The organism is Hamadaea sp. NPDC050747, from assembly GCF_040654195.1.
In the GTDB taxonomy this organism is placed as follows: domain Bacteria; phylum Actinomycetota; class Actinomycetes; order Mycobacteriales; family Micromonosporaceae; genus Hamadaea.
The window spans coordinates 44,312-66,300 of sequence record NZ_JBFAHM010000024.1 but is presented as its reverse complement, the minus strand read 5'-3'; the positions used below and the strand labels follow the sequence as shown (position 1 = coordinate 66,300).

General features: G+C 71.7%; 17 protein-coding genes and 1 pseudogene. 16 read left to right on the top strand and 2 right to left on the bottom strand.

Features of this window, described 5'->3' with window-relative positions; all coding sequences use genetic code 11:
* Positions 1-28 precede the first annotated feature (28 nt).
* The 10 genes and pseudogenes from AB0H43_RS37675 to AB0H43_RS37630 all read left to right on the top strand — a co-directional run bounded on the left by AB0H43_RS37675 (position 29) and on the right by AB0H43_RS37630 (position 12,573).
* Positions 29-1,156, top strand: a complete 1,128-nt coding sequence (locus AB0H43_RS37675; RefSeq protein WP_360008088.1) for a glycosyltransferase family 4 protein — start codon at positions 29-31, stop codon at positions 1,154-1,156.
* Positions 1,156-3,384 (top strand): hypothetical protein, encoded by a 2,229-nt coding sequence (locus AB0H43_RS37670; protein WP_360008085.1) that lies wholly within the window; start codon positions 1,156-1,158, stop codon positions 3,382-3,384. The genes AB0H43_RS37675 and AB0H43_RS37670 overlap by 1 nt, the downstream gene beginning before the upstream one ends.
* A 175-nt stretch (positions 3,385-3,559) precedes the next feature.
* Positions 3,560-5,305: a CTP synthase gene (locus AB0H43_RS37665; RefSeq protein ID WP_360008082.1), complete on the top strand. Its 1,746-nt coding sequence runs from the start codon at positions 3,560-3,562 to the stop codon at positions 5,303-5,305.
* 9 nt (positions 5,306-5,314) lie between these two features.
* Positions 5,315-5,869: an NUDIX hydrolase gene (locus AB0H43_RS37660; protein WP_360008079.1), complete on the top strand. Its 555-nt coding sequence runs from the start codon at positions 5,315-5,317 to the stop codon at positions 5,867-5,869.
* 293 nt (positions 5,870-6,162) lie between these two features.
* Entirely contained in the window at positions 6,163-7,278 is a 1,116-nt protein-coding gene (ald, locus tag AB0H43_RS37655; RefSeq protein ID WP_360008077.1) for an alanine dehydrogenase, read from the top strand.
* A 181-nt stretch (positions 7,279-7,459) separates the two neighbouring features.
* Positions 7,460-8,386: an AAA family ATPase gene (locus AB0H43_RS37650; protein WP_360008074.1), complete on the top strand. Its 927-nt coding sequence runs from the start codon at positions 7,460-7,462 to the stop codon at positions 8,384-8,386.
* 28 nt (positions 8,387-8,414) lie between these two features.
* Positions 8,415-9,530, top strand: coding sequence for a segregation/condensation protein A (locus AB0H43_RS37645; protein WP_360008072.1), 1,116 nt, complete (start codon positions 8,415-8,417; stop codon positions 9,528-9,530).
* Positions 9,531-10,758: 1,228 nt separating this feature from the next.
* A pseudogene (scpB, locus tag AB0H43_RS37640) lies at positions 10,759-11,307 on the top strand (SMC-Scp complex subunit ScpB); the annotation flags it as partial.
* Positions 11,294-12,031, top strand: coding sequence for a pseudouridine synthase (locus AB0H43_RS37635; RefSeq protein ID WP_360008070.1), 738 nt, complete (start codon positions 11,294-11,296; stop codon positions 12,029-12,031). The pseudogene scpB and the gene AB0H43_RS37635, both read left to right, overlap by 14 nt.
* Positions 12,028-12,573 (top strand): NUDIX domain-containing protein, encoded by a 546-nt coding sequence (locus AB0H43_RS37630; RefSeq protein ID WP_360008067.1) that lies wholly within the window; start codon positions 12,028-12,030, stop codon positions 12,571-12,573. Before AB0H43_RS37635 ends, AB0H43_RS37630 begins: the two co-directional genes overlap by 4 nt.
* Here AB0H43_RS37630 and AB0H43_RS37625 read toward each other — a convergent pair.
* A complete protein-coding gene (locus AB0H43_RS37625; protein ID WP_360008122.1) occupies positions 12,561-13,184 on the bottom strand; it encodes a pyridoxamine 5'-phosphate oxidase family protein in 624 nt (207 codons plus the stop codon). The genes AB0H43_RS37630 and AB0H43_RS37625 overlap by 13 nt on opposite strands.
* A 69-nt stretch (positions 13,185-13,253) precedes the next feature.
* Here AB0H43_RS37625 and AB0H43_RS37620 point away from each other — a divergent pair, with 69 nt between their 5' ends.
* A complete protein-coding gene (locus AB0H43_RS37620) occupies positions 13,254-14,180 on the top strand; it encodes a GNAT family N-acetyltransferase (RefSeq protein WP_360008066.1) in 927 nt (308 codons plus the stop codon).
* An 81-nt stretch (positions 14,181-14,261) separates the two neighbouring features.
* Here the strand turns inward: AB0H43_RS37620 and AB0H43_RS37615 are convergent, their stop codons facing one another.
* Positions 14,262-16,553 carry a xyloglucanase gene (locus AB0H43_RS37615; protein WP_360008063.1) on the bottom strand — a complete coding sequence of 764 codons (2,292 nt, stop codon included), beginning with the start codon at positions 16,551-16,553 and terminating at the stop codon, positions 14,262-14,264.
* 127 nt (positions 16,554-16,680) lie between these two features.
* On the opposite strand from AB0H43_RS37615, the gene AB0H43_RS37610 reads away from it, so the two are divergent.
* From AB0H43_RS37610 to AB0H43_RS37590, 5 genes are read left to right on the top strand one after another with little or no spacing between them, the layout of a single operon-like run.
* The gene (locus tag AB0H43_RS37610; protein ID WP_360008060.1) at positions 16,681-17,310 is read left to right on the top strand and encodes a GNAT family N-acetyltransferase; all 630 of its coding nucleotides are present in this window, start codon (positions 16,681-16,683) and stop codon (positions 17,308-17,310) included.
* Complete coding sequence (locus AB0H43_RS37605; protein ID WP_360008057.1) at positions 17,300-18,040, top strand: GNAT family N-acetyltransferase; 741 nt, start codon at positions 17,300-17,302, stop codon at positions 18,038-18,040. Before AB0H43_RS37610 ends, AB0H43_RS37605 begins: the two co-directional genes overlap by 11 nt.
* Complete coding sequence (locus AB0H43_RS37600; protein WP_360008054.1) at positions 18,037-19,128, top strand: FAD-dependent monooxygenase; 1,092 nt, start codon at positions 18,037-18,039, stop codon at positions 19,126-19,128. Before AB0H43_RS37605 ends, AB0H43_RS37600 begins: the two co-directional genes overlap by 4 nt.
* An 11-nt stretch (positions 19,129-19,139) precedes the next feature.
* Positions 19,140-20,633, top strand: coding sequence for a hypothetical protein (locus tag AB0H43_RS37595; protein ID WP_360008052.1), 1,494 nt, complete (start codon positions 19,140-19,142; stop codon positions 20,631-20,633).
* 56 nt (positions 20,634-20,689) lie between these two features.
* Complete coding sequence (locus AB0H43_RS37590) at positions 20,690-21,913, top strand: MFS transporter (protein ID WP_360008050.1); 1,224 nt, start codon at positions 20,690-20,692, stop codon at positions 21,911-21,913.
* The last annotated feature ends 76 nt before the right edge of the window (positions 21,914-21,989 follow it).

Here is a 21,989-nt window from a genome sequence, read left to right as displayed (position 1 = left end):
ACGACGGGGCACAGGGGAAGGGTGGACGGTGGCACAACAGCACTTCCACGGCGCGGTCGCGCTGGTGCTGGCGACCAGCACCGGCGGCATCGGGCAGCATGTCGCGGCGCTCGCCGGGGAGCTGGCTCAGGCCGGCTGCGCGGTGACCGTGATCGGCCCGGCGATGACCGAGGCTCGCTTCGGCTTCACCGAGCGTGGCGCGCAGTTCATCCCGGTGGAGATTCCCGCCAATCCGACCCCCGGCGACCTCCGGGCGGTCCGGTCGCTGCGGCGCGTCCTCGCGGCCGTGCAGCCCGCCGTCGTGCACGCCCACGGCCTGCGGGCCGGCTTCGCGGTGGCGCTCGCCCGCCCGGCCCTCCCGACCGTTGTGACCTGGCACAACGCGCCGCTGCGCGGAGGGGTCCGCGGCGGTGTGCACGCGATGCTGGAACGGATCGTCGCCCGCGCGGCGACGGTCAATCTCGGCGCCTCCACCGACCTCGTCGACCGGGCCAAGGCCGCGGGCGCGACCGACGCGCGACTCTGGGAGGTCGCCGCGCCGGTCCGGGCCGCGGGTCATCGCTCTCCCACAGGTGTACGCGCGGAGCTGGGCGTGGCCGCCGACGTGCCGCTGATCCTGTCGGTCGGCCGGTTGCATCCGCAGAAACGCTATGACCTGCTCGTGAAGGCGGCCGCCCAGCTTCGTGCGGAGCTGCCGTCCGCCACCGTGGTGGTGGCCGGGACCGGTCCTTCCTATCTCGACCTGGCCGCCCAGATCTCGGCCGAGCGCGCCCCCGTACGCCTGCTGGGCCACCGCGACGACGTCCCCGACCTGATCGCGGCGGCCGACGTCGGCGTCGTCAGCAGTGACTGGGAGGCCCGGCAGCTGTTCGCCCAGGAGGCGCTCGCGGGCGGGCTGCCGCTGATCGCCACCGGCGTCGGGGGACTGCCGGAACTCGTCGGCGACGCCGCCGTCCTGATCGAGCCCGGGAGCGCCGAGGCGATCCGGGCGGCGATCGTCGACCTCCTCGGTGACCCGGCCCGGCGGGCCGAGCTGGCAGAGAAGGGCCGTGCGCGCGCCGCGAGCTGGCCCGCCGCCGGGGACATGCTGCGCCGTCTGCTCGACCTGTACGCCGACCTCGCCGATCGCACACCGGTGGCCGAGGAGCACGCCTGATGCGGACGGCCCGGACGAGGAGCGTGCTGGTGGCGCTCCTCGCGCTGATCGCCGCCCTTTTCGCCCCGATAAGCCCGGCCCAGCCGGCGCACGCCGACGGTGATGCCGAGCCTGACACCCGGGCGGACTACGTCATCGTCGCCGGCGTACCGGGATTGCGCTGGGAAGACCTCGACGCCGTGAGCACTCCGACCCTGTGGGGGCTCGCCGAGCACGGGTCGATCGGCTCGATGTCAGTACGCTCCGCGGTCACCCCGACCTGCCCGGCCGACGGCTGGACGACGCTGAGCGCGGGGAACTACGCGTACCGGAGCCTGGCGGCGAACCCGCCGAAGGTGACCGGCGAGTGCCCGCAGCTGGAGCAGGAGGTCATCCGGGGCCGGGACAAGCAGAGCGCGTCGCTGCCGCCGGACGAGCAACGGCTGGTGATCTTCAACAACGGCAAGAACCCGTGGGGCGCGGTGCCGAGCGCCCTGCCCAACGCCGTACGCTGCACCGTCGCTATCGGCCTCGGTGGCGCGATCGCCGCGGTACGCCCCTACGACCGGGTCGACCGGTACGAGCCCGGGCTCCCGGACGATCCGGCGAAACTGGCCGAGCTGCTGGCCTCGTGCGTGCTGACCGTCGCCGACCTGGGCACGGTCGACGCGAAGGAGACCGCCGACCGCAAGACGCAGGCCGCGGCCGCCGACGCGCAGTTGGCGAAACTGCTGGCCGCCCGGCCGGCCCGCAGCACGGTCATGGTCGCCGGGATCTCCGACACCAGCACCGACCAGCGTCTGCACGTCGCCGTCTTCGACGGACCCGGCTGGGACTCCGGCTGGCTCACCTCGGCGGGCACCGGGCGCAACGGCTACATCCAGCTCATCGACCTCGCCCCGACGATCCTGCACGTCCTCGGGCGGCCCGCGCCGGCGAAACTGTTCCGGGGGTCGGCCGCCGTCCCGGCCGACGGGCGGCCCGCCGATCTGGCCAGCGCGATCGGCGTACCGGCGCAGGCGGACGCGCAGGCCAAGGCGCAGCGGGGCATCGCGGGCTGGTTCTTCGGGATCCTCGCCGTCGTTCAGCTCACCCTGTACGTGCTGCTGGCCTGGGCGATGCGCCGGTCGTACACCCGGGCCGGGCGGGCGCAGAAGGCGCTGCCGCTGCCGGAGTGGATGCGTCGCCGGTCGCCGAGCCGATCCAGCCGGGCCGAGCCGTTCTGGACGAAGTGGGCCGAGATCGCCCTGATCGCGTCCGCCTCGGCCATCCCGGCCGCCTTCGCCGCCGGCATGGTGCCCTGGTGGCGCGCTTCGCAAGCCGGGCTCGTCTTCTGGGCGCTGACCGTCGCCGGGATGGTCGTCGTCACCCTCGTCGTGGTCTTCCTGTCCGCGTACCGGCGAACACTCGGCCCGGTGGGGGTGGTCGCCGGGCTCGCCGCCGCGGTGGTCGCCCTCGACCTGGCCACCGGCGCTCGGCTCCAGCTCAACGGGGTCGCCGGCTATTCGGCGCTGGAAGGCGGCCGGTACGCCGGGCTCGGCGTGGTCGGGCTCGGTGTGTTCATCTCCGGGGTGCTGCTCGCGACCGGTTGTCTGGCCCAGATCACCCCGCGGCGCCGGCGGCCCTGGCTGATCGGCGGCGTGGGCGCGCTGGCGATCGTGGTCGTCGGCGACCCGTTCCTGGGCGCGGACGCGGGCGGCGCGCTCGCGCTCACCGCGGGCGTCTGCCTCGCCGTCGCCGTGTGCACCGGCGGCTGGCTGACGTTGAACCGGGTCGTCTGGGCGACCGCCGCCGGGCTCGCCGTGACGGTGCTGTTCGCGCTGATCGACCTGCGCCGCCCGGTCGCCGACCGGGGCAGCCTCGGCCGGATGCTCAGCCAGATCGCCGACGGCACCGGCGGGCCCACCCTGCACCGGCTCAGCGAGTCCAACATCACCGCGTTCGCCAACACTCCGCTCACCCTGCTCGCCCTGGGCTCGGCGGGCTTCGTCTGGTTCGCGCTGCTCCAGCCGTGGGGCGGGCTCAAACGGCTGTTCGGCGTCTATCCGGCCGTCCGGGCGGCCTTGACCGGGGTTGCCCTCGCCACGGTGCTGGCGGGCCTGTTCGGCGGGGCGGCGCTCAACGTGGCGGGGGCCGCCGCGGCCACCGTCGTGCCGCTCGTGGCCCTGGGGGCTCTGCGGGTACGCGAACACGCCGACGACCGGACGATCGCGCAGGAGCAGGAGGCCTTCTCCGGGGTGGTCCCGTGACACGGGCGCGACACCCCGGGGTGTGATCTGCGTCCTCCTGGGTCGTGCGTGGGCTCCGAGGTGTTAGGGTGAAATCCCGTGGATCATGCGGTCTTTTCATGCTGCGTTCATCTCCAGCAGTGATCACCCACCGCACGTTCGGACTTAACTTCAACACCGACCACGGGAGCGGGTAGTGAGCCCTTCTGCACGGACGAACCTGTCGACAAACCAGCCGACGCGGCACATCTTCGTCACCGGGGGTGTCGCCTCCTCCCTGGGCAAGGGCCTCACCGCCTCCAGCCTCGGCAATCTGCTGACCGCACGTGGCCTCCACGTCGTCATGCAGAAGCTGGATCCCTACCTCAACGTCGACCCCGGCACGATGAACCCGTTCCAGCACGGTGAGGTCTTCGTGACCGACGACGGCGCCGAGACCGACCTCGACGTCGGCCACTACGAGCGCTTCCTGGACCGGGACCTGTCCGGCAAGGCGAACGTCACGACCGGCCAGATCTACTCGGCCGTCATCGCCAAGGAGCGCCGCGGCGAGTACCTCGGCGACACCGTCCAGGTCATCCCGCACATCACGAACGAGATCAAGTCCCGCATCCGGGCGATGGCCGACCCGGACGAGGACGGGCGTACGCCGGACGTGGTGATCACCGAGGTCGGCGGCACCGTCGGCGACATCGAGAGCCTGCCGTTCCTGGAGGCCATCCGGCAGATCCGGCACGACGTCGGCCGGGAGAACGTGTTCTACCTGCACGTCTCGCTCGTGCCCTACCTCGCCCCGTCGGGTGAGCTGAAGACCAAGCCGACCCAGCACTCGGTCGCCGCCCTGCGCAACATCGGTATCCAGCCCGACGCGCTCGTCTGCCGCTCCGACCGCGAGATCCCCGACGGCATGAAGCGCAAGCTCGCCCTGTACTGCGACGTCGACGCCGAGGCGGTCATCTCCGCGGCCGACGCGCCCAGCATCTACGACATCCCGAAGGTGCTGCACCGGGAAGGCCTGGACGTCTACGTCGTCCGCCGGCTCGGCCTGCCGTTCCGGGACGTCGACTGGACGCGCTGGGACGACCTGCTCGACCGGGTGCACAACCCGGAGGCGGAGCTGACCATCGCGCTGGTCGGCAAGTACATCGACCTGCCGGACGCGTACCTGTCGGTGTCGGAGGCCATCCGCGCCGGTGGGTTCGCGCACCGGGCCAAGGTGAAGCTGCGCTGGGTCACCAGCGACGACTGCGAGACCTTCGAGGGCGCCGCCAAGGCGCTGTCCGGCGTGGACGGCGTCGTCATTCCCGGCGGGTTCGGCGTACGCGGCATCGAAGGCAAGATCGGCGCGATCCGGCACGCCCGGGAGAACCGGATCCCGACCCTGGGACTGTGCCTGGGCCTGCAGTGCATGACCATCGAGGTCGCCCGGAACCTGGCCGGGCTGGCCCACGCCAACTCGCTGGAGTTCGACGAGACCGCCCCCGAGCCGATCATCTCCACGATGGCCGACCAGGAGGACATCGTCGCCGGACTCGGTGACATGGGCGGCACGATGCGGCTGGGCGCGTACCCGGCCGAGCTGCGGCCCGGTTCGATCGTCGCCGAGGTCTACGGCAACACCGCGGTCTCCGAGCGGCACCGCCATCGGTACGAGGTGAACAACGCGTACCGGGGCAAGCTGGAGGAAGCCGGGCTGCGGATCAGCGGCACCTCCCCGGACGGCAAGCTCGTCGAGTTCGTCGAGCTGGACCGGGAGATCCACCCGTACTTCGTGGCCACCCAGGCGCACCCCGAGCTGAAGAGCCGGCCGACCCGGTCGCACCCGCTGTTCGCCGGCTTCGTCAAGGCGGCCCTGGAGTACGCCGACGGCGACCGGCTGCCGGTGGGCGTACCGGCGAAGGCGCGGACGTCGGACGGCCCGGAGGTGGACGCCGACGCGTAGCCTGACTTCGTGACGCACGAATACCGGGTCGTCGAGACGACCGAACGCTTTCACGGCAAGATCTTCGACGTCGTGACGGACCTGGTGGAGATGCCCGGCGGCGGGGTCGCCCCGCGCGACTACCTCAAGCACGTGGGCGCGGTCGGCATCGTGGCGCTCGACGACGAGCAGCGCGTCGTGCTCGTGCGGCAGTACCGGCACCCGGTCCGGCGGTTCCTCTGGGAGCTGCCGGCCGGGCTGGTCGACGTGGCGGGCGAGGAGGCGCAGGCTACTGCGTTGCGCGAGCTGGCCGAGGAGGCCGATCTGACCGCCGGGCGCGTCGAGCACCTCGTCGACCTGCACACCACGCCGGGCGCGTCGTCGGAGCTGATCCGGCTGTTCCTGGCGACCGAACTGCGGGAGATCGCCGAGCGGCACGACCGCCGCGACGAGGAAGCCGAGATCGAGGTACGCCGCGTCCCGCTGGCCGACGCCCTGAAGATGATCTTCGAGGGCGAGATCACGAACGGGCCGGCCGTCGCCGGTCTGCTCGCCGCCGACGCCGTCCTCCGCTCCCGCGCCTGACGTCCGGTGCGCCCACGTCAGCGCTGGATCAGGGTTCCCGGTCGAATCTTGGGCCATGATTCGACCCGGAACCCTGATCCAGCGGAGAACACCGGGCGATCACGGAGAGTGAGATTGGCGGGCGCAATTCACGGGTACATGTGAACCGTGACGCTACAGCCTGTAAACCTGACCGCCGTGAGCATGACAGCGCGTCGGGTCTCGGTGCAGGTGAGCGGCCATACACTGGCGACGAGAGCTGCTGCCAGCCAGTGTTGCGCACAGTGTCGTGCGCCCCGCAGAGAGGTATCACGGTGAAGGTCGGAATCCCCCGCGAAGTCAAGAACCACGAGTACCGGGTGGCCATCACCCCGGCCGGTGTCGTCGAGTTCGTCCGGAACGGCCACGAAGTGGTCATCGAGACCCAGGCGGGCGTCGGTTCCTCGATCACCGACGAGGAGTACCGCACGGCCGGGGCGCAGATCCTGTCCACCGCTGACGAGGTGTGGGCCGCCGCCGACATGATCCTCAAGGTCAAGGAGCCGATCGAGCCGGAGTACCACCGCATGCGCGCTGGTCAGGTGCTCTTCACCTATCTGCACCTGGCCGCCTCGAAGGAGTGCACCGACGCGCTCGTCACCCAGAAGGTGACCGGGATCGCGTACGAGACGGTCGAGCTGCCCGGCGCTCAGCTGCCGCTGCTCGCGCCCATGAGCGAGGTCGCCGGCCGGCTGGCCCCGCAGGTGGGCTCGCACTACCTGCTGCGGGCGCAGGGCGGGCGCGGCGTGCTGCCCGGCGGCGTCCCGGGCGTACGCCCCGCCAAGGCGGTCGTCATCGGCGCCGGTGTGTCCGGCATGAACGCCGCCACCATCGCCGACGGGCTCGGCTTCGAGGTGACCCTGCTCGACAAGAACATCAACCGGCTGCGTACGGCGGATCAGCAGTTCCACGGGCGCGTGCGGACGGTCATGTCCAACGCGTACGAGCTGGAGCAGGCGGTGCTCGCCGCGGACCTGGTCGTCGGCGCGGTGCTGGTGCCCGGTGCGAAGGCGCCCATGCTGGTCTCCAACGAGCTGGTCAGCCGGATGAAGCCGGGCAGCGTGCTCGTCGACATCTCGATCGACCAGGGCGGCTGCTTCGAGGACTCGCACGCGACCACCCACGCGGACCCGGTCTACCAGGTGCACGACTCGATCTTCTACTGTGTCGCGAACATGCCCGGCGCGGTGCCGCACACGAGCACCCACGCGCTGACCAACGTGACCCTCCCGTACGCCATCGAGCTGGCCAACCACGGCTGGAAAGAGGCGCTGCGCCGGGACAAGGCGCTGGCGCTGGGCCTGAACACCTACGACGGCCAGGTCGTCTACGGTCCCGTCGCGGAGGCGCACGGTCTCGCCGTGCTGCCGCTGGAGGACGTGCTGAAGTAAGCGAGCGTCGCCGTGGAGGCCGCACGATCCGCATCCTTCGTTCGGTTCGTGTGGCCTCCACTTGCGTGTCGTTTCAACACGCCGTGGACGGGACCCGCTGCGGCGGCCCGCGGTGGCGTACAGTCAAGCGACGGCGCGTGACTTCTGACGGCGGCAGGCGTCGTAAGGGGAAGGGCGGGATATGGCTGGCGGCGAGCGTTCGGAGGCTTGGTCCTCGACGTTGCGGGGCGAGCAGTCCGCTTTGGACCTCAGCGCGGATCTGGGTCCAGCGGACCCTTCGGCATACACGGCTCGCAAGGACATCCCCGAGCCGATGCCGACGGACAAGCACGGCCCGGCGCGCATCATCTCGATGGCGAACCAGAAGGGTGGCGTCGGCAAGACGACGACGACCATCAACCTGGGCGCGGCGCTGGCCGAATACGGGCGCAAGGTGCTGCTGGTCGACTTCGACCCGCAGGGCGCCTTGTCGGTCGGACTCGGGGTCAATCCGCACAACCTCGACCTGTCCATCTACAACCTGCTCATGCAGGATGATGTGGCGACCGAGGACGTGCTCATCAAGACCGACGTGGCCAACCTGCACCTGCTGCCCGCCAACATCGACCTGTCCGCGGCGGAGATCCAGCTCGTCAGCGAGGTCGCCCGGGAGATGGCGCTGGCGCGGGTGCTGCGCAACGTCCGCAAGGAATACGACTTCATCCTGATCGACTGCCAGCCGTCGCTGGGTCTGCTCGCGATCAACGCGCTGACCGTCAGCCACGGCGTCCTGGTGCCGCTGGAGTGCGAGTTCTTCAGCCTCCGGGGTGTGGCGCTCCTGCTGGACACCATCGACAAGGTCCGCGAGCGGCTGAACTTCGACCTGGAACTCGAAGGCATCCTCGCCACCATGTACGACTCCCGCACGACCCACTGCCGCCAGGTGCTGCAGCGGGTGGTGGAGGCGTTCGGCGACAAGGTGTACCAGACGGTCATCACGAAGACGGTGAAGTTCCCCGAGTCGACCGTGGCCGGGGCGCCGATCACGACGCTCGACCCGGCCTCGTCCGGGGCGCGCAACTACCGGCAGCTCGCCCGCGAAGTGATCGCGGCACAGGCCGCGCGCTGACCCGACTGCCCGCTGCTATTTTCGCTGTATGAACGCGCCCGAGACTGCCACCGACGCCGCCCTGCCCGCGGCCGAGGGCGCGTACGGTCCCGCTGGTATGAACGCGCCCGAGACTGCCACCGACGCCGCCCTGCCCGCGGCCGAGGGCGCGCCGCTGTCGGCCGGGGCCGATGAGGAACTCGCCGCCGCTCCTGCGGCGGAGGACCCGGCGGAGCCCGACGCGCCGCCCGTGGCGGAGAGCACCAGCGGGCGGTTCAACGTCAAGCTGGTCAACTTCGAGGGCCCGTTCGACCTGCTGCTCCAGCTGATCGGCAAGCACAAGCTGGACGTCACCGAGGTCGCGCTGCACCAGGTCACCGACGACTTCATCGCCCACATCCGGGCCGCCGGCGACGCCTGGGACCTCGACGAGGCCAGTGAGTTCCTCGTGATCGCGGCGACCCTGCTCGATCTCAAGGCGGCCCGGCTGCTGCCGGCGGCGGCGGTCGAGGACGAGGAGGACCTCGCTCTGCTGGAGGCCCGGGACCTGCTGTTCGCCCGCCTGCTGCAGTACCGCGCGTTCAAGCAGGCCGCAGCGCACCTCGCCGAACTGGCCGAGCTGGGCCAGCGCCGGTGGCCGCGTGCGGTCGCCTTGGAGGAGCGCTACGCCGAGGCGCTGCCGGACCTCGTGCTCGGCGTCGGCCTCGACCGCTTCGCCAAGCTCGCGGCCAAGGCGTTCAGCCCGAAGCCCGCGCCGCCCACGGTCTCCATCGCCCACGTCCACGACGTCAAGGTCAGCGTCCGCGAACACGCGGAGATCCTCCGGGATCGGCTCCAGGCGGCGGGCATCGCGACGTTCCGCGTCCTGGTCACCGACTGCCAGAGCACCCTCGAGGTCGTCGCGCGCTTCCTCGCGCTTCTCGAGCTGTACCGCGAGAACCTGGTCGGCTTCGAGCAGATCCAACCGCTCGGGGAACTCACGGTCCGCTGGATCGCCGCCGAGGGCGCGCGGGTCGAGCTCGACTTCGACGAGTACGCCGGAAGCCCCGCCCCGCCGGAGTCGGTTGCGGACGCCCCCTCCGGCGACTCCGGCGACTCCGGCGACGCCGGGAATCCCGAGGAGGCGTCCGACGGCAGCGCCGCCGACGCCGAGCCCTCCGCCTGAGCGATTCAGCGCTCGAAGAGCCCACGATAACGACTGATAGGCTGCAAAAGTGACACAAGACGGTTCTTTTTCCAGCGATTCGCTCGCCGACCAGGCCGCGAGCTGGGTGCCGCCGTGGCAGCGGCCGGGTGACCGTCTTGACGCGCCCGACACCGCCCCGCCCGCCGACGCCGCGCCCGAGGCTGCCCTAGCCGACGCTGCCCTAGCCGACGCTGCCCTAGCCGACGCCGCCCTAGCCGACGCCGCCCCAGCCGACGCCGCCCCAGCCGACGCCGCCCCGGCGGACGACGCCGACGAGCCCCAGCCGAAGACAGACGCCGATACTGACGCCGACGCCGACGCCGACGCCGACGCCGACGCCGACGCCGACGCCGACGCCGACGCCGACGCCGACGCCGATGCCGACGCCGACGCCGAGGTCGAGGTCGAGGTCGAGGCGCCGATCGAGCACACCGAGCCGGTCGAGCTGCCGGACATCGCGGTCGAGCCCGAGGCGCCGGAGCACGAGCCCGGCGACTACACCGAGCCGTCGGCGGTGTTGAACGAGGCCGCCGCCGAGCGGGCCGCCGGACCGGCGATCGAGGTGGTCGAGCTGCCCGCCGGGCCAGGTGAGGCGGCCGCGGAGCCCGAGGCTGAGCCGGCCGAAGTCACTGAGGACGCCGAATCCGAGGACGCCGGGTCCGGAGACGCGGGATCTGAGGCCGCCGGATCTGAAGACGCGGGGTCCGAACACCCGGGATCTGAGGACGCGGGATCCGAGGGTGCCGAATCCGAGGACGCGGGGTCTGAGGACGCCGGATCCGAGGACGGTGGCGAGGTCGAGGCCCCGATCGAGCACACGGAGCCGGTCGAGTTGCCGGACATCGCGGTCGAGCCCGAGGCGCCGGAGGACGAGCCGGGCGACTACACCCAGGCGGCTGCCGCCGCGAGGGAAGTCGACGCGAGTCAGGCCCAGGCGAGTGCGACCGAGGCCGAGGGCGACGCGGCGGACGCGTTCGCCGCTGCCGCCGGTCGTCTCGCCGCGCTCGTCGAAATGCCGAAGTACGACGCCGAGCCCCTCGCCGAGCCGCGTCACACCCTGCCGTCGCCCCAGCTCAGTGCGCCGCTGACCAGTGCACCGCAGACCAGCGCACCGCCGGCCGGTGCGCCTTCGGTGCCCGCTCAGGCGAGCCGGGCGTACGCGGCGACGGTGGCGGAGCGGGCGGAAGACGAGACCCAGCTCGCCGCGCTCGACCCAGGCGAGCTGCGCTCGGCGTTGGAGGCCATTCTGATGGTCGTCGACGAGCCGGTGGGCGAGATCATGCTGGCCCAGGTGCTCGAACAGCCGACCGAGGTGGTCGCCGACGCCCTGCTGACGCTGGCGGCGGCGTACACGGCCGAGAATCGGGGCTTCGAGCTGCGGCGGGCCGCCGGGGGCTGGCGCTTCTACACCCGCGACGCGTACGCCTCCTATGTGGAGCGTTTCGTCCTGGACGGGCAGTCGGTCCGGCTCACCCAGGCCGCGCTGGAGACGCTGGCCGTCGTCGCGTACAAGCAGCCTGTGACGCGGTCCCGCATTTCGGCCATCCGGGGTGTCAACTGCGACGGCGTGGTGCGTACGCTCGTCAGCCGGGGACTGATCGAGGAGTGCGGGGCCGAGCCCGACTCCGGCGCGCACCTCTACCGCACGACCTCGCTGTTCCTGGAGAAGCTGGGCCTCGACGGGCTGGACCAGCTGCCTCCGCTTGCCCCCTTCCTGCCCGACAACGTCGAGGAGATCGCCGATGCCGAGCGCTGACGGACGGGAGCGCCTGCAGAAGGTGCTGGCTTCGGCGGGGGTGGGGTCGCGCCGCGCCTCCGAGGAGCTGATCGACCGTGGGCGCGTCGTCGTCGACGGGAAGGTGGCCCGGCTGGGCGACAAGGTCGACCCCGTCACCGCCGAGATCTATGTGGACGGTCAGCGGGTCGTGGTCGACAACCGCCTCGTCTACCTGGCCATGAACAAGCCGCGGGGGGTCGTCTCGACGATGTCCGACGAGGAGGGCCGGGAGGCGATCGCGGACTACATCGGCGACCTGGGCGTCCGCGTCTATCACGTCGGGCGGCTGGACCAGGAGTCCGAAGGCCTCCTGCTGCTGACCAACGACGGGGCGCTCGCGCACAAGCTGATGCACCCGTCGTACGAGGTCCCGAAGACCTACCTCGCCGAGGTCGCCGGGCCGCTGCCCCGCAGCGTCGGCCGGTCGTTGCGGGCCGGCGTCGAGCTGGAGGACGGCCTGGCCCGGGTGGACTCGTTCCGGCTCGTCGACGCGATCGGCAACACCGCCCTCTGCGAGGTCGTGCTGCACGAGGGACGCAACCGGATCGTCCGGCGCATGTTCGACGCGCTCGGCTTCCCGGTGTCGCGGCTGGTACGGACGGCGATCGGGCCGATCCGGCTCGGCGACCTGCGGGCGGGGCGGCACCGCCGGCTCAACGCGGGCGAGATCGCGGCGCTGTTCAAGCTGGTCGACGGGAAGTGAGCCTCTACGAGAGCGCACGCGAGGCGCTCGCGGCGATGCGACCCGCCGACGACGGCCAGGCCGATTGGCGTACCACTCGGGAATTGGTGGAGAGCGGGCCGGAAGCGTTGCGGCGGGAGCGGGACGGCGGACATGTCACCGCGAGCGCGTTGGTCTACTCGCGCGAGCGGGACGCGTTCCTGTTGAGCCTGCACCGCAAGTTCGGCATCTGGGTGCAGCTCGGCGGGCACCTCGACGCCACGGACGAGACGCTGGCCGGGGCCGCGCTGCGCGAGGCGACCGAGGAGGGCGGCATCGCGGACCTGGTCGTGGACCCGGTGCCGGTCGACGTGGACGTGCACGAGGTGCCGAACTGCGCCGGTCGCCGGCTGCTGCACCACGACGTCATGTTCCTGATGTACGCCCCGGCGGGCGCGGCCGAACACATCAGCGACGAGTCGCTGGCGCTGGGCTGGTTCTCCGTGGACGACCTGCCGTCACCGCGGGGGACCGACGTCGACCGCGTCCTCCGGAACGCGCTGGCCAGGATTCACACCGCGTAGAGCTGCTTGGTGTAGTTCTCCGGCCGGTAGTACTCCTCCAGCTCGGCGAGGCTCTCCTTGGTCGGCTGGACCTCCTTGACCAGGCAGGCGTGCGACGGCAGAACGTCGGGGTTCCAGGTGTCGGTCTGCCACAGCTGCGAGCGCAGGAACGCCTTGGCGCAGTGGAAGAAGATCGTGTCGATGTCGACCACGACGGCGAGCTGCGGGCGGTGGCCCTTGACGACCATCTCGTCGAAGAACGGCGCCTCGCGGACCAGTCGCGCGCGGCCGTTGATCCGGAGCGTCTCGGTACGGCCCGGGATGAGGTAGATCAGCCCGACGTGCGGGTTGGCCAGGATGTTGTGGAAGCCGTCGGCCCGCCGGTTGCCCTTGCGCTCCGGGATGGCGATCGTGTGGTCGTCGATGACGTGGGTGAAGCCGGCCGGATCGCCCTTGGGGGAGACGTCGCAGTTGCCCTCGGCGTCAGAGGTGGCCACGAGGACGAACGGCGAGGCGGCGAGCCAATCGCGGTCGCGCGGGTGCAGAGCGGCGCGCTCCTTGGCCACGGCCCGGGGCATCGGTGCCCCGAGCAGATCGCGCAGTTCCTCGGGGGACGTGATCTCGATCATGATCACACCCTACTCCGGAGCGCCTGGGCTAATTGCACGGCCGATCGGTCCGGACTTTGATACACAAAGGGGGTGAGTGATCTCCAACCTCGCCCGTACGCCGACGAGGACCTCCCGGTGCTGCAGGACATCGTCGCCGGCTGGATCGCGGTCGCCGGGCGGTGCGCGTACGACCACATCGGCGAACTGCCCCATCGGATCTACGAGAATCTGCGCGGCCGCCGGCCGATCGGCGAACTGGTCCAGGTGTGGGAGGAACGCGGCGCCGTCATGGGGGTCACGATCAACCTCCGGTTCGGCTGCGCCTTCGACGTGTTCACCGCCCCGGCGCTGCGCGGGACCGCCGCCGAGGAGGCGATGCTGCGGCACGCGGCGTACGTGACCGAGCACGCGGCCGACGAGGACGAGGAGTTCGTGCTCACCGACTGCTTCGACTGCGACACCGTCCGCGCCAAGCTGCTGGAGGAGCTGGGCTTCGAGCGCTTCCGCACTTGGGACACGGTCAACGAGCTGTCCCTCCCTTCCGCCGACGCCGTGGTTCTGCCGGACGTCGAGGGGTTCGAGATCCGCCCGGCCGTCTTCGCGGACGCCAAGGCGCTGGCGGTCGCCCACAACGGTGCGTTCGGTGACAGCTGGACCGGCGAGCAGTACCGGGCCGAGGTCATGGTCAAGCCCGGATACGACCCGACGCACGAGATCGTGGCGGTCGCGCCGGACGGCCGGATCGCCGCGTTCTGCGTCTACTGGACCGACGCGCTGAACAAGCTCGGCCACTTCGAACCGGTCGGCACGCATCCGGACTTCCAGCGCCGGGGGCTCGGCAAGGCGGTGATGGCGTACGCGGTGCACGAGATGGCCGAGGCCGGCATGAGCACGGTGACGGTCAACCACAACGCCGAGAACTCCGCTGCCGCCGCTTTGTACGCGTCGCTCGGGTTCGCGCCGGCCGGGTCGACCTCGGGGTACCGGCGGCCCCGCTCCGGTCCCGCTGCCTCGTAGGGCGCTGGATCAGGGTTCCGGGTCGAATCTTGCGCCAAGATTCGACCGAGAACCCTGATCCAGCGCTGAAGGGGTGAGCCGTCAGGCGGGGTCGGCGTAGACGATGCCGCGCCCGTTCGTCCCCACGTACACCCGGCCGTAGACCCGCGGGTCGCCGATCACGACCGCGCCGGTCCAGCCGTACTGGTGCTGGTCGTCGTTGATGCGGACCCAGGTCGCCCCGGCGTCGTCGGAGCGGAAGATGCCGCGTACGCCGCCGATCTTGGCGCTGGTGTAGATCGCCGGGTAGGTCGCGCCGGTGGCGGCCTTGCCGAAGCCGACCGCGTCGGCCTGCTCGACGGTGGACAGTTTGGTGAAGGTGACTCCGCCGTCGGTGGAGTGCCACAACCCGTACGCCCCGGTCGCAGTGCCACCGGCGAGCCAGACGTCGCCGGCTCGCCCGAAGACGGCCGACATGCGTACCGACTCGGTCGGCAGCCCGGTCGCCGCCGACGCCGTGAACGACGTGCCACCGTTGGTGCTGCGATAGAACGTGCCGTTGGCGTACGCGTAGAACGTCGTGGCGGTGACCCGGTCGGAGATGACGCGGGCGCCGGCCGGGACGCCGGTGGACGTCGTCCAGGTCTTGCCGTTGTTGGCGGTGACCGAGACGCTCGCGCCGGCCGGGCTCCAGAGGTACCGCGTGCCGTCGGCGCTGACGGCGACCGTGCCGCCGCCGGTGACCCCGGTGGGTTGCTTGGCGGGCGCGGTCCAGCTGGTGCCGCCGTTCGTCGAGTAGGACAGGCACTTCTGCGTGCTGACGTCGCAGTTGCCGACGCGCACGACGGTGGCCGGGGCGGATTCGGCGAAGTCGATGTCGGTGCTGGTCGGCCAGTCGTTGCTGTTGAAGGTGGCGGCCGGGACGGTGGTGAGCGAGTCGTGCCGGAAGCCGGTGATGTCGCCGAGCGCCGACAGCAGCGGTGCTCCGGACGGCGGGCTGACCAGGTCCTGCACCGAGGTCTCCTCGATGCCCTTGGCCTTGACCGAGATCGTGAAGGTGCCGCCGGAGTCCCAGTTGGTGAGGTTGTCCGAGCCGAACAGGGTCGCGCCGGTGCCGTAGAGGAACTCGGCGGAGTTGAACGGGTTGATCTCCAGCGCCTCGGTCATCCAGCCGAGTTTGGGGGAGACCTCCGCGTCCCGGGCGCCCGGGTCCTTCAGGTCCAGCCAGGGTGAGGCGGAGATGTCCATCGTGTAGCGGAAGCTGCGGCTGGGGTAACGCGTCCAGTCCCAGATCTTCGACCAGGTCGCGCCGTTGTCGGTGCTGCGCCAGATGATGGTGTCGGGCCACCACGAGCTGTACGCCGTGACCATGAGCGTGCCGGGGTGCTGCCGGTCGACGGACAGGCCGCTGTAGCCGAAGTAGTTGTTGTCGACGTCGCTGGACGGGATGGGGCTGATCTGCGTCCAGGTTCCGGTGGCGGTGGCGTACCGCCAGACGTCGCCGTGCCCGCCGTCGTAGGGTCCGCCGGTGTCGCTGGTGGCGAGGTAGAGGTAGCCGTTGACGCTGTCGAGGACGCCCTTGTGCGCGAGGAAGCCGGTCGGCTGCCCGGCCAGCCGAGTCCAGGTCGTGCCGCCGTCGGTGCTCCGGTACACGGTGTTCTGCAGGTCGGCCACGCCGACGTAGATCGTCTGGGTCGTGTTTCCCGCAGTGCCCGTACGCGGATCGAACGTCACCCAGACGACTCCCTGGAGGTCGTTGAGGTAGCCGTTGGGGTCGTTCGGGTCCTGCGCGTAGGTGCCGGGGTTGGGGAACGCGGTCACCTTGGCCCAGGTCACCCCGCTGTCGGTGCTGCGCCAAAGGCCGTTGCCGCTGGGCGCGCCGAGATAGAGGACGCTGCCCTTGTTGGGGTCGACGGCCAGCCGTTCGCCCATGCCGCGCCCCGGCATGTTGCCGCCGAGCTTGAACGGCAAGGTGGTGCGGGCCCAGCTCGCGCCGCGGTCGCCGGAGCGCAGGATGGCGCCGTTGTTCGGGTCCCAGCTGTTGGTGTAGGTGCCGGCCGCCAGGTAGACCTTGTTCCCGTCGTTCGGGTCGAGCGCAAGGCTGGCGATGCCGGTCAGGCCCCAGTCGTCCCAGCCGATCGAGTCGGTGATCGGGGTCCAGACACTGCTGCCGGGGTCGCGCCGGTAGGCACCGCCGATGTCGGTGCGGACATAGGCCAGCCCGGACACGGAGGGGGAGTAGACGATCCCGGGGATGAAGCCTCCTCCGACGATCTGCGCGTTCTTCCAGGCGTACGGGGTGGACGGGACGGCGGCTTGAGCGGGCGCGGTCACGGCGAGCGCGGCGAGCAGGGTCAGGCTCGCCACCCCGCCCACGAGCGTCTTTGCTCTCATCAGCTCACTCCATCGAGATGAGTTAATTGGGACGGACGTTAAACAAACTAACCCTCCACAATGATCACCACGCTCCACCGAAGACCCGATCACGTGTCGCGGCGGCCTCGTCGTCTACGGTGACGCGATGGATCTCGCAGACGCCATCGCGCTGGTCGAGGCCGGGGACTGGATCCCGGCCGACCGGTGGTACCTGACCGCGCCGCAACCCGGCCCTCGCGCGGCGGCCGTGGTCGCCTTCCCCGGCGTGTCCATCGTCGCGGCCGACGTGGACCCGGCCTGGGTCGCGGCGGAGCTGCCCGAGGAGGACCTGTCCGCGCCGCTCAACCCGCCCTTCCTGCGCGCGCTGGAGGACAAGCTCGCGCGCCGCGTCAACAACATCGACATCGTGCTGATGTCCGCGCACCTGCCGGGCCCGCCGCCGCTCACGCTGCGCGAAGTTTCTGATTCGGACCACCCACGGGTACGCCGGGCGCACCGCTACCGTGATGAGGTACGCGTCTGGGAGACGGAGTCCGGGCGGGGTGTCCTGGTCGTCGGCCGGGGCCTGGCCGGGCGCTGGGAGGTGGCGGTGGAGGTCGAACCGCAGGCCCGCGACCGGGGTCTGGGCCGGACGCTGGCGCTGGCCGCCCGGCATCTCGTGCCCGGGGAGCGGCCGGTGTGGGCGCAGATCGCGCCCGGCAACGCCGCCTCGGTCCGGGCGTTCCTGGCCGCCGGCTATGAACCGGTCGGAGCGGAGGCTCTCCTTGTTCCCTGATTACGCCGACAGCGCGCTGGCCGAGAACCACTTCGCCTTCATGGGGGCGCAGCGGGGCGTACTGCACCGCAAGGGTGCGGCCATCGAGCTGGCCGGGCGGGCCGACTTCCTGTCGTGGTGGGCGCCGCTGATGCCGGACACGGAGGTCCCGCCGGAGGTGACGACCGTGCGGCTCTTCTCCTGGAGCGACGAGTCCTGGCCGCCCCGGCTCGCCGACCTCGGCTTCCGCCTGTCGAGTGAGCTGTCCTACCTGGATGCCCCGGTGCGGCCCGGCGCTGCGGCGGCCCTGCCCGGCGGCGTCACGGTGGACGTCGTCGCCTCGGACGCCGACGCGGACGCGTTCGCCGCCGCCCAGACGGCCGGCTTCGCCGAGCCCGGGGATTCCGAGGAGGACCTCGCCTGGTGGCGGCAGTTCCTCGCGGAGGAGGCCCGGGGCAACTACGCCGATCCGGCACAGACCTTCTACGTCCTGCGATCCGGGGGCGTACCGGCGGCTGTGGCGCTCACCGTCGTGACCGACGGCGTCTGCGGGGTGTACGCGGTCGCCACCCGGCCGGAGTTCCGCCGCCGCGGCTACGCCGCCCGGCTGCTCGACCGCATCCGGGCCGACGCGTACGCCCGGGGCGACGAGCGGCTGACCCTGCAGGTCGAGCCGGACACGGTGGCCGAACGGATCTACCTCGCCGCCGGGTTCGAACCCCGGTTCCGGTCCACCCTGTACTCGCGATGACGCCGTCCGGCGAGGCGGCCGTCGTCGGCGGCGGCATCGGCGGCCTGGCCGCGGCGCTCGCCCTGCATCGGGCGGGCTGGGGCGTACGCGTCTTCGAGCGTGCGCCGCAGATCACCGAGATCGGCGCCGGCCTGTCGCTGTGGCCGAACGCGATCCGCGCGCTGGCCGCCTTGGGCCTGGCAGACGAGGTGCTTGGGCTCGGTGCGGTCGAGGCCCAGGGCGGCATCCGGGATCGGTGGGGACGATGGCTGTCCCGGTCGTCGGCGGCCGAGATCAGCCGGGCGTACGGGTATCCGATGGTCGTCGTGCATCGAGCCGACCTGGTACGCCTACTGCGCGACGCGCTGCCGGACGGTGTGCTCCAGCTGGGGACCGAGGTCGACGACGTGCCGGCCGCCCCGCTGGTCGTCGCGGCCGACGGAGCCACCAGTACGCTGCGCCGGCGTCTGCTGCCCGGCTACGAGCCCCGATACGCCGGCTACACCGCCTGGCGGATGATCACGGCGTACGACGCGCCCGCCGACGGCGCGGTCACCTGGGGCCGCGGCGAACGGTTCGGCTTCGCGCCGATGACCGGCGGCCGGTTCTACTGCTTCGCCACGGCCACCGTCCCGGCCGGTGGACGGTCCCCGGACGGCGAGTACGCCGAGCTGCTGCGGCGCTTCGGCGACTGGCCCGAGCCCATTCCGGCGCTGCTGGCGGCGACCGGCCCGGAGGCGGTGCTGCGCCACGACATCACCGACCTGCCGGACCTGCCCAGCTTCGTCAGCGGCCGGGTCGCGTACCTGGGCGACGCCGCCCACGCCATGACGCCCAACCTGGGACAGGGCGCGTGCCAGGCGCTGGAGGACGCGGTCACGCTCGCCCGCTGTGTGACCGCCGCCGAGGACGTGCCCACCGCGCTGGCCCGCTACGACGGGCTGCGGCGACGGCGTACGCAGATGATCGTGCGGCGGTCCCGGCGGCTGGGCCAGGTCGGTCAACTGGCTTCGCCGGCGGGCGTGCTGGGCCGCAACCTGGTCGCCCGGCTGATCCCGCCCGCGCTGACCTTGCGAGGGCTGGCCCCCGTGCTGCGCTGGGATGTGTGACCATCTGGCGCATGCCGGACTGGACCTACCATCCTCTGCGCCCGCTCGCGGCCGCTGTGCTGGGCGTACGCAGATCGCAGCGCGCAGCGTTGCACGGCTTGGCCACGCTCGTCTCACTGCCGGGCGGGGCCAGGGCCGTCTCGGCGGTCTTCGACCACCCTGCGGTTCCGGCTGATCTGGCCGGCCGGTTCGGGGCCAGCGTGCCGGTGAGCGTGGCCCGGGACGCGATCAGGGCGCTGCCGGTGCAGGGGGCCTCGGTGATCGAGATCGGTCCCGTCGAGGCCGCAGATCTTCCAGCCGTACGCGCAGCGCTGACCGGCCGCCGCTGTGAGGTTATCGGCCGGGCCACCACGGCGGAGGTGGCCGAGCAGCTCGCGCCGCTGGTCGACCGCGTGATCGTCGGCGACCCGCCCGACCTCGTACGCCTCACCGAGCCGTCGATCGACGGGGCGCTGACCGCCCTGGCCGACGAGTCGGCGACTGTGCTGGCGCCCCCGGCCGTCCTGCTCGAAGCCGGGCCGGGCTGGTTCCAGCGGGTGATCGAGGCCCGCCAGCCCACTTCGCCCGCACCCGGGTTGCGAGACGCCGGGCTCGACCCGCGCCGCTGGCCGGCCTGGGTGTGGGGGCTGATCGTCGGGCTGGCCATGACCGGTGGCGGGCTGGTGGCGGCGGGGATCACGCTCGGTCCGGTGCTGCTCTGGTACGACCAGGACTTCCTCGGTATGAATCTATCTGATGTGGACGCTGTGAACGCCCGGCTCGCCCATTTCCTGCAACACGACCGGATCACGATGGCGGGCGGCATGGTCGCGATCGGCATCCTCTACACCGGGCTCGCCTGGGGCGGCATCCGGCGCGGCTGGCCGTGGGCGCGGGCGGCGTACCTGATCTCGGGGCTCATCGGCTTCCCCACGCTGCTCTACTTCCTCGGCACCGGATTCGTCGAGCCCCTGCACACCGCGCTGGCGATCGTGCTCTTCCCGATGTTCCTGCTCGCCACCTGGCGGCGTCCGGCGGTGGCCCGCTGGACGGTCGCGCCGGAGGGCCCGGAGCCGGAACGCCGCCGGGCGCTGGCTGGACAGCTGCTGCTGATCGTCACGGGCATCGGCTTGTTCGCCGGCGGCGCCACCGTGTCGATCGTCGGGCTCACCGGCGTCTTCGTCGACACCGACCTGGTCTTCCTGGGGACCGATCCGGCGTTCCTGGACGCGGCGAATCCGCGCCTGGCCCCGTTCATCGCCCACGACCGGGCCGGGTTCGGCGGGCTGCTGATGGCCACGGCGGCGTCGATCGTGCTGCTCAGCCTGTGGGGCTGGCGGCGGGGCGAGGCGTGGGTGTGGTGGACGCTCGCCGGCGCGGCGACCGCCGGCTTCGCCCCGGCCCTCATCATCCACAAGGGAATCGGATACACCTCCTTCGAGCACCTCTTCCCGGTCTACCTGGGCGTCGTCTTCAGCGTCACCGCGCTGGCCTTGTCGAACGCGTACCTGCGGGCGGGCCGGTAGCCGGGCGGTCTGGTAAGTTCCCATTGGGAACTCAAAGATGGCCTGGGGAGGCTGCCGTGCGCGACGTCGTCCACACCCTCCGCCGCCTGCCCGGCTGGCTGCGCGTCCTGATGATCGGCCAGTTCGTCAGCGCCGCCGGGTCGCTGGCCTGGCTCTACATGACCCTCTACCTGGTCGTCGACCGCGGCATGAGCGCGCCGACCGCCGGGCTCGTCACGGCGGCGTACGGGGTCGGGGTGATCGCCGGCAATCTCGGCGGCGGCTGGATCGGCGACCGATTCGGGCTGCGGCGCACGATGCTGATCGCGGTCGGCGGCTGGGTCGTGTGCTGCGCGCTGGTGCCGATCACGCCGGTCGCGGCGCTGCCGGTGCTGATCGCGGTCGCCGGGGCCATCGGCGGGATCAACCGGCCGGTCGGCAGCGCCCTGGTCGCCACCGCCATCCCGGCCGAGCTGCGCCGGGTCGGCATCGCCCTGTCCCGCTCGGTCTCCAACGCGGGGACCATCGTCGGCCCGCCGCTCGGCGCGCTGTTCGCGGCGTACGACTTCGGGCTGCTGTTCGTCTTCGACGCCGTGACCAGCGCGATCCTCTGGGTCGTCATCTTCAGCCGAGTGCCGCGCCCGGCCGTCGCCGCCGGGGCGTCCCGGCCGCGCGGCGGCCTCATCGAGGCTCTGCGCGCCCGGCCCGGGATCCTCGCGCTGCTCGCGGCGATCGTCGCCATCGACTCCGTCTACCGGCTGCAATACACCGTGCTGCCACTCTGGCTCCGCGACCACGGCCAGCCGACGGCCGCCTACGGATTGCTGATCTCGCTCAACTGCGTGCTCATCGTGCTCGCCGAGGCGGCTCTGGCGGTACGCCTGCGCGCGCACTCGGCGGTCGCCGTCATCGGGGTCGGCTTCCTGCTCGTCGGAGCCGGCTACCTGCTGCTCGGTACGGGACTGGGCTTGATCGCGGCGGTCGCCATGATGATCGTCGTGACGGTGGGGGAGATGCTCTACAAGCCCACTGCGACCGCGTACGCCGCCGACGCCGCCCCCGACGGGATGGCCGGGCGCTACCAGAGCCTCTACGGTGCGGCGTCGATCGCCGGCATGACCTTGAGCCCGGCGCTCGGCACCGCCCTGTACGCGCACTCGGCGGCCCTCGTCTGGCCGGTCGGCGGCCTCCTCGCGCTCGCCGTCGGCGCCGCTACGCTCGCCGTCGGCCGTCCACGGCCGATCCCCGGACCCCGCCCGCGCCCGGTTCCGGACTCCGACCTCGCCCAGCACCCGTCCTGACCGACGCGGCCCTTTCGGCGGCCGGTCCGGCGGCTGGTCGCCGGCCGCTGGACGTCGCAAGATCGTCGGCTGCCGA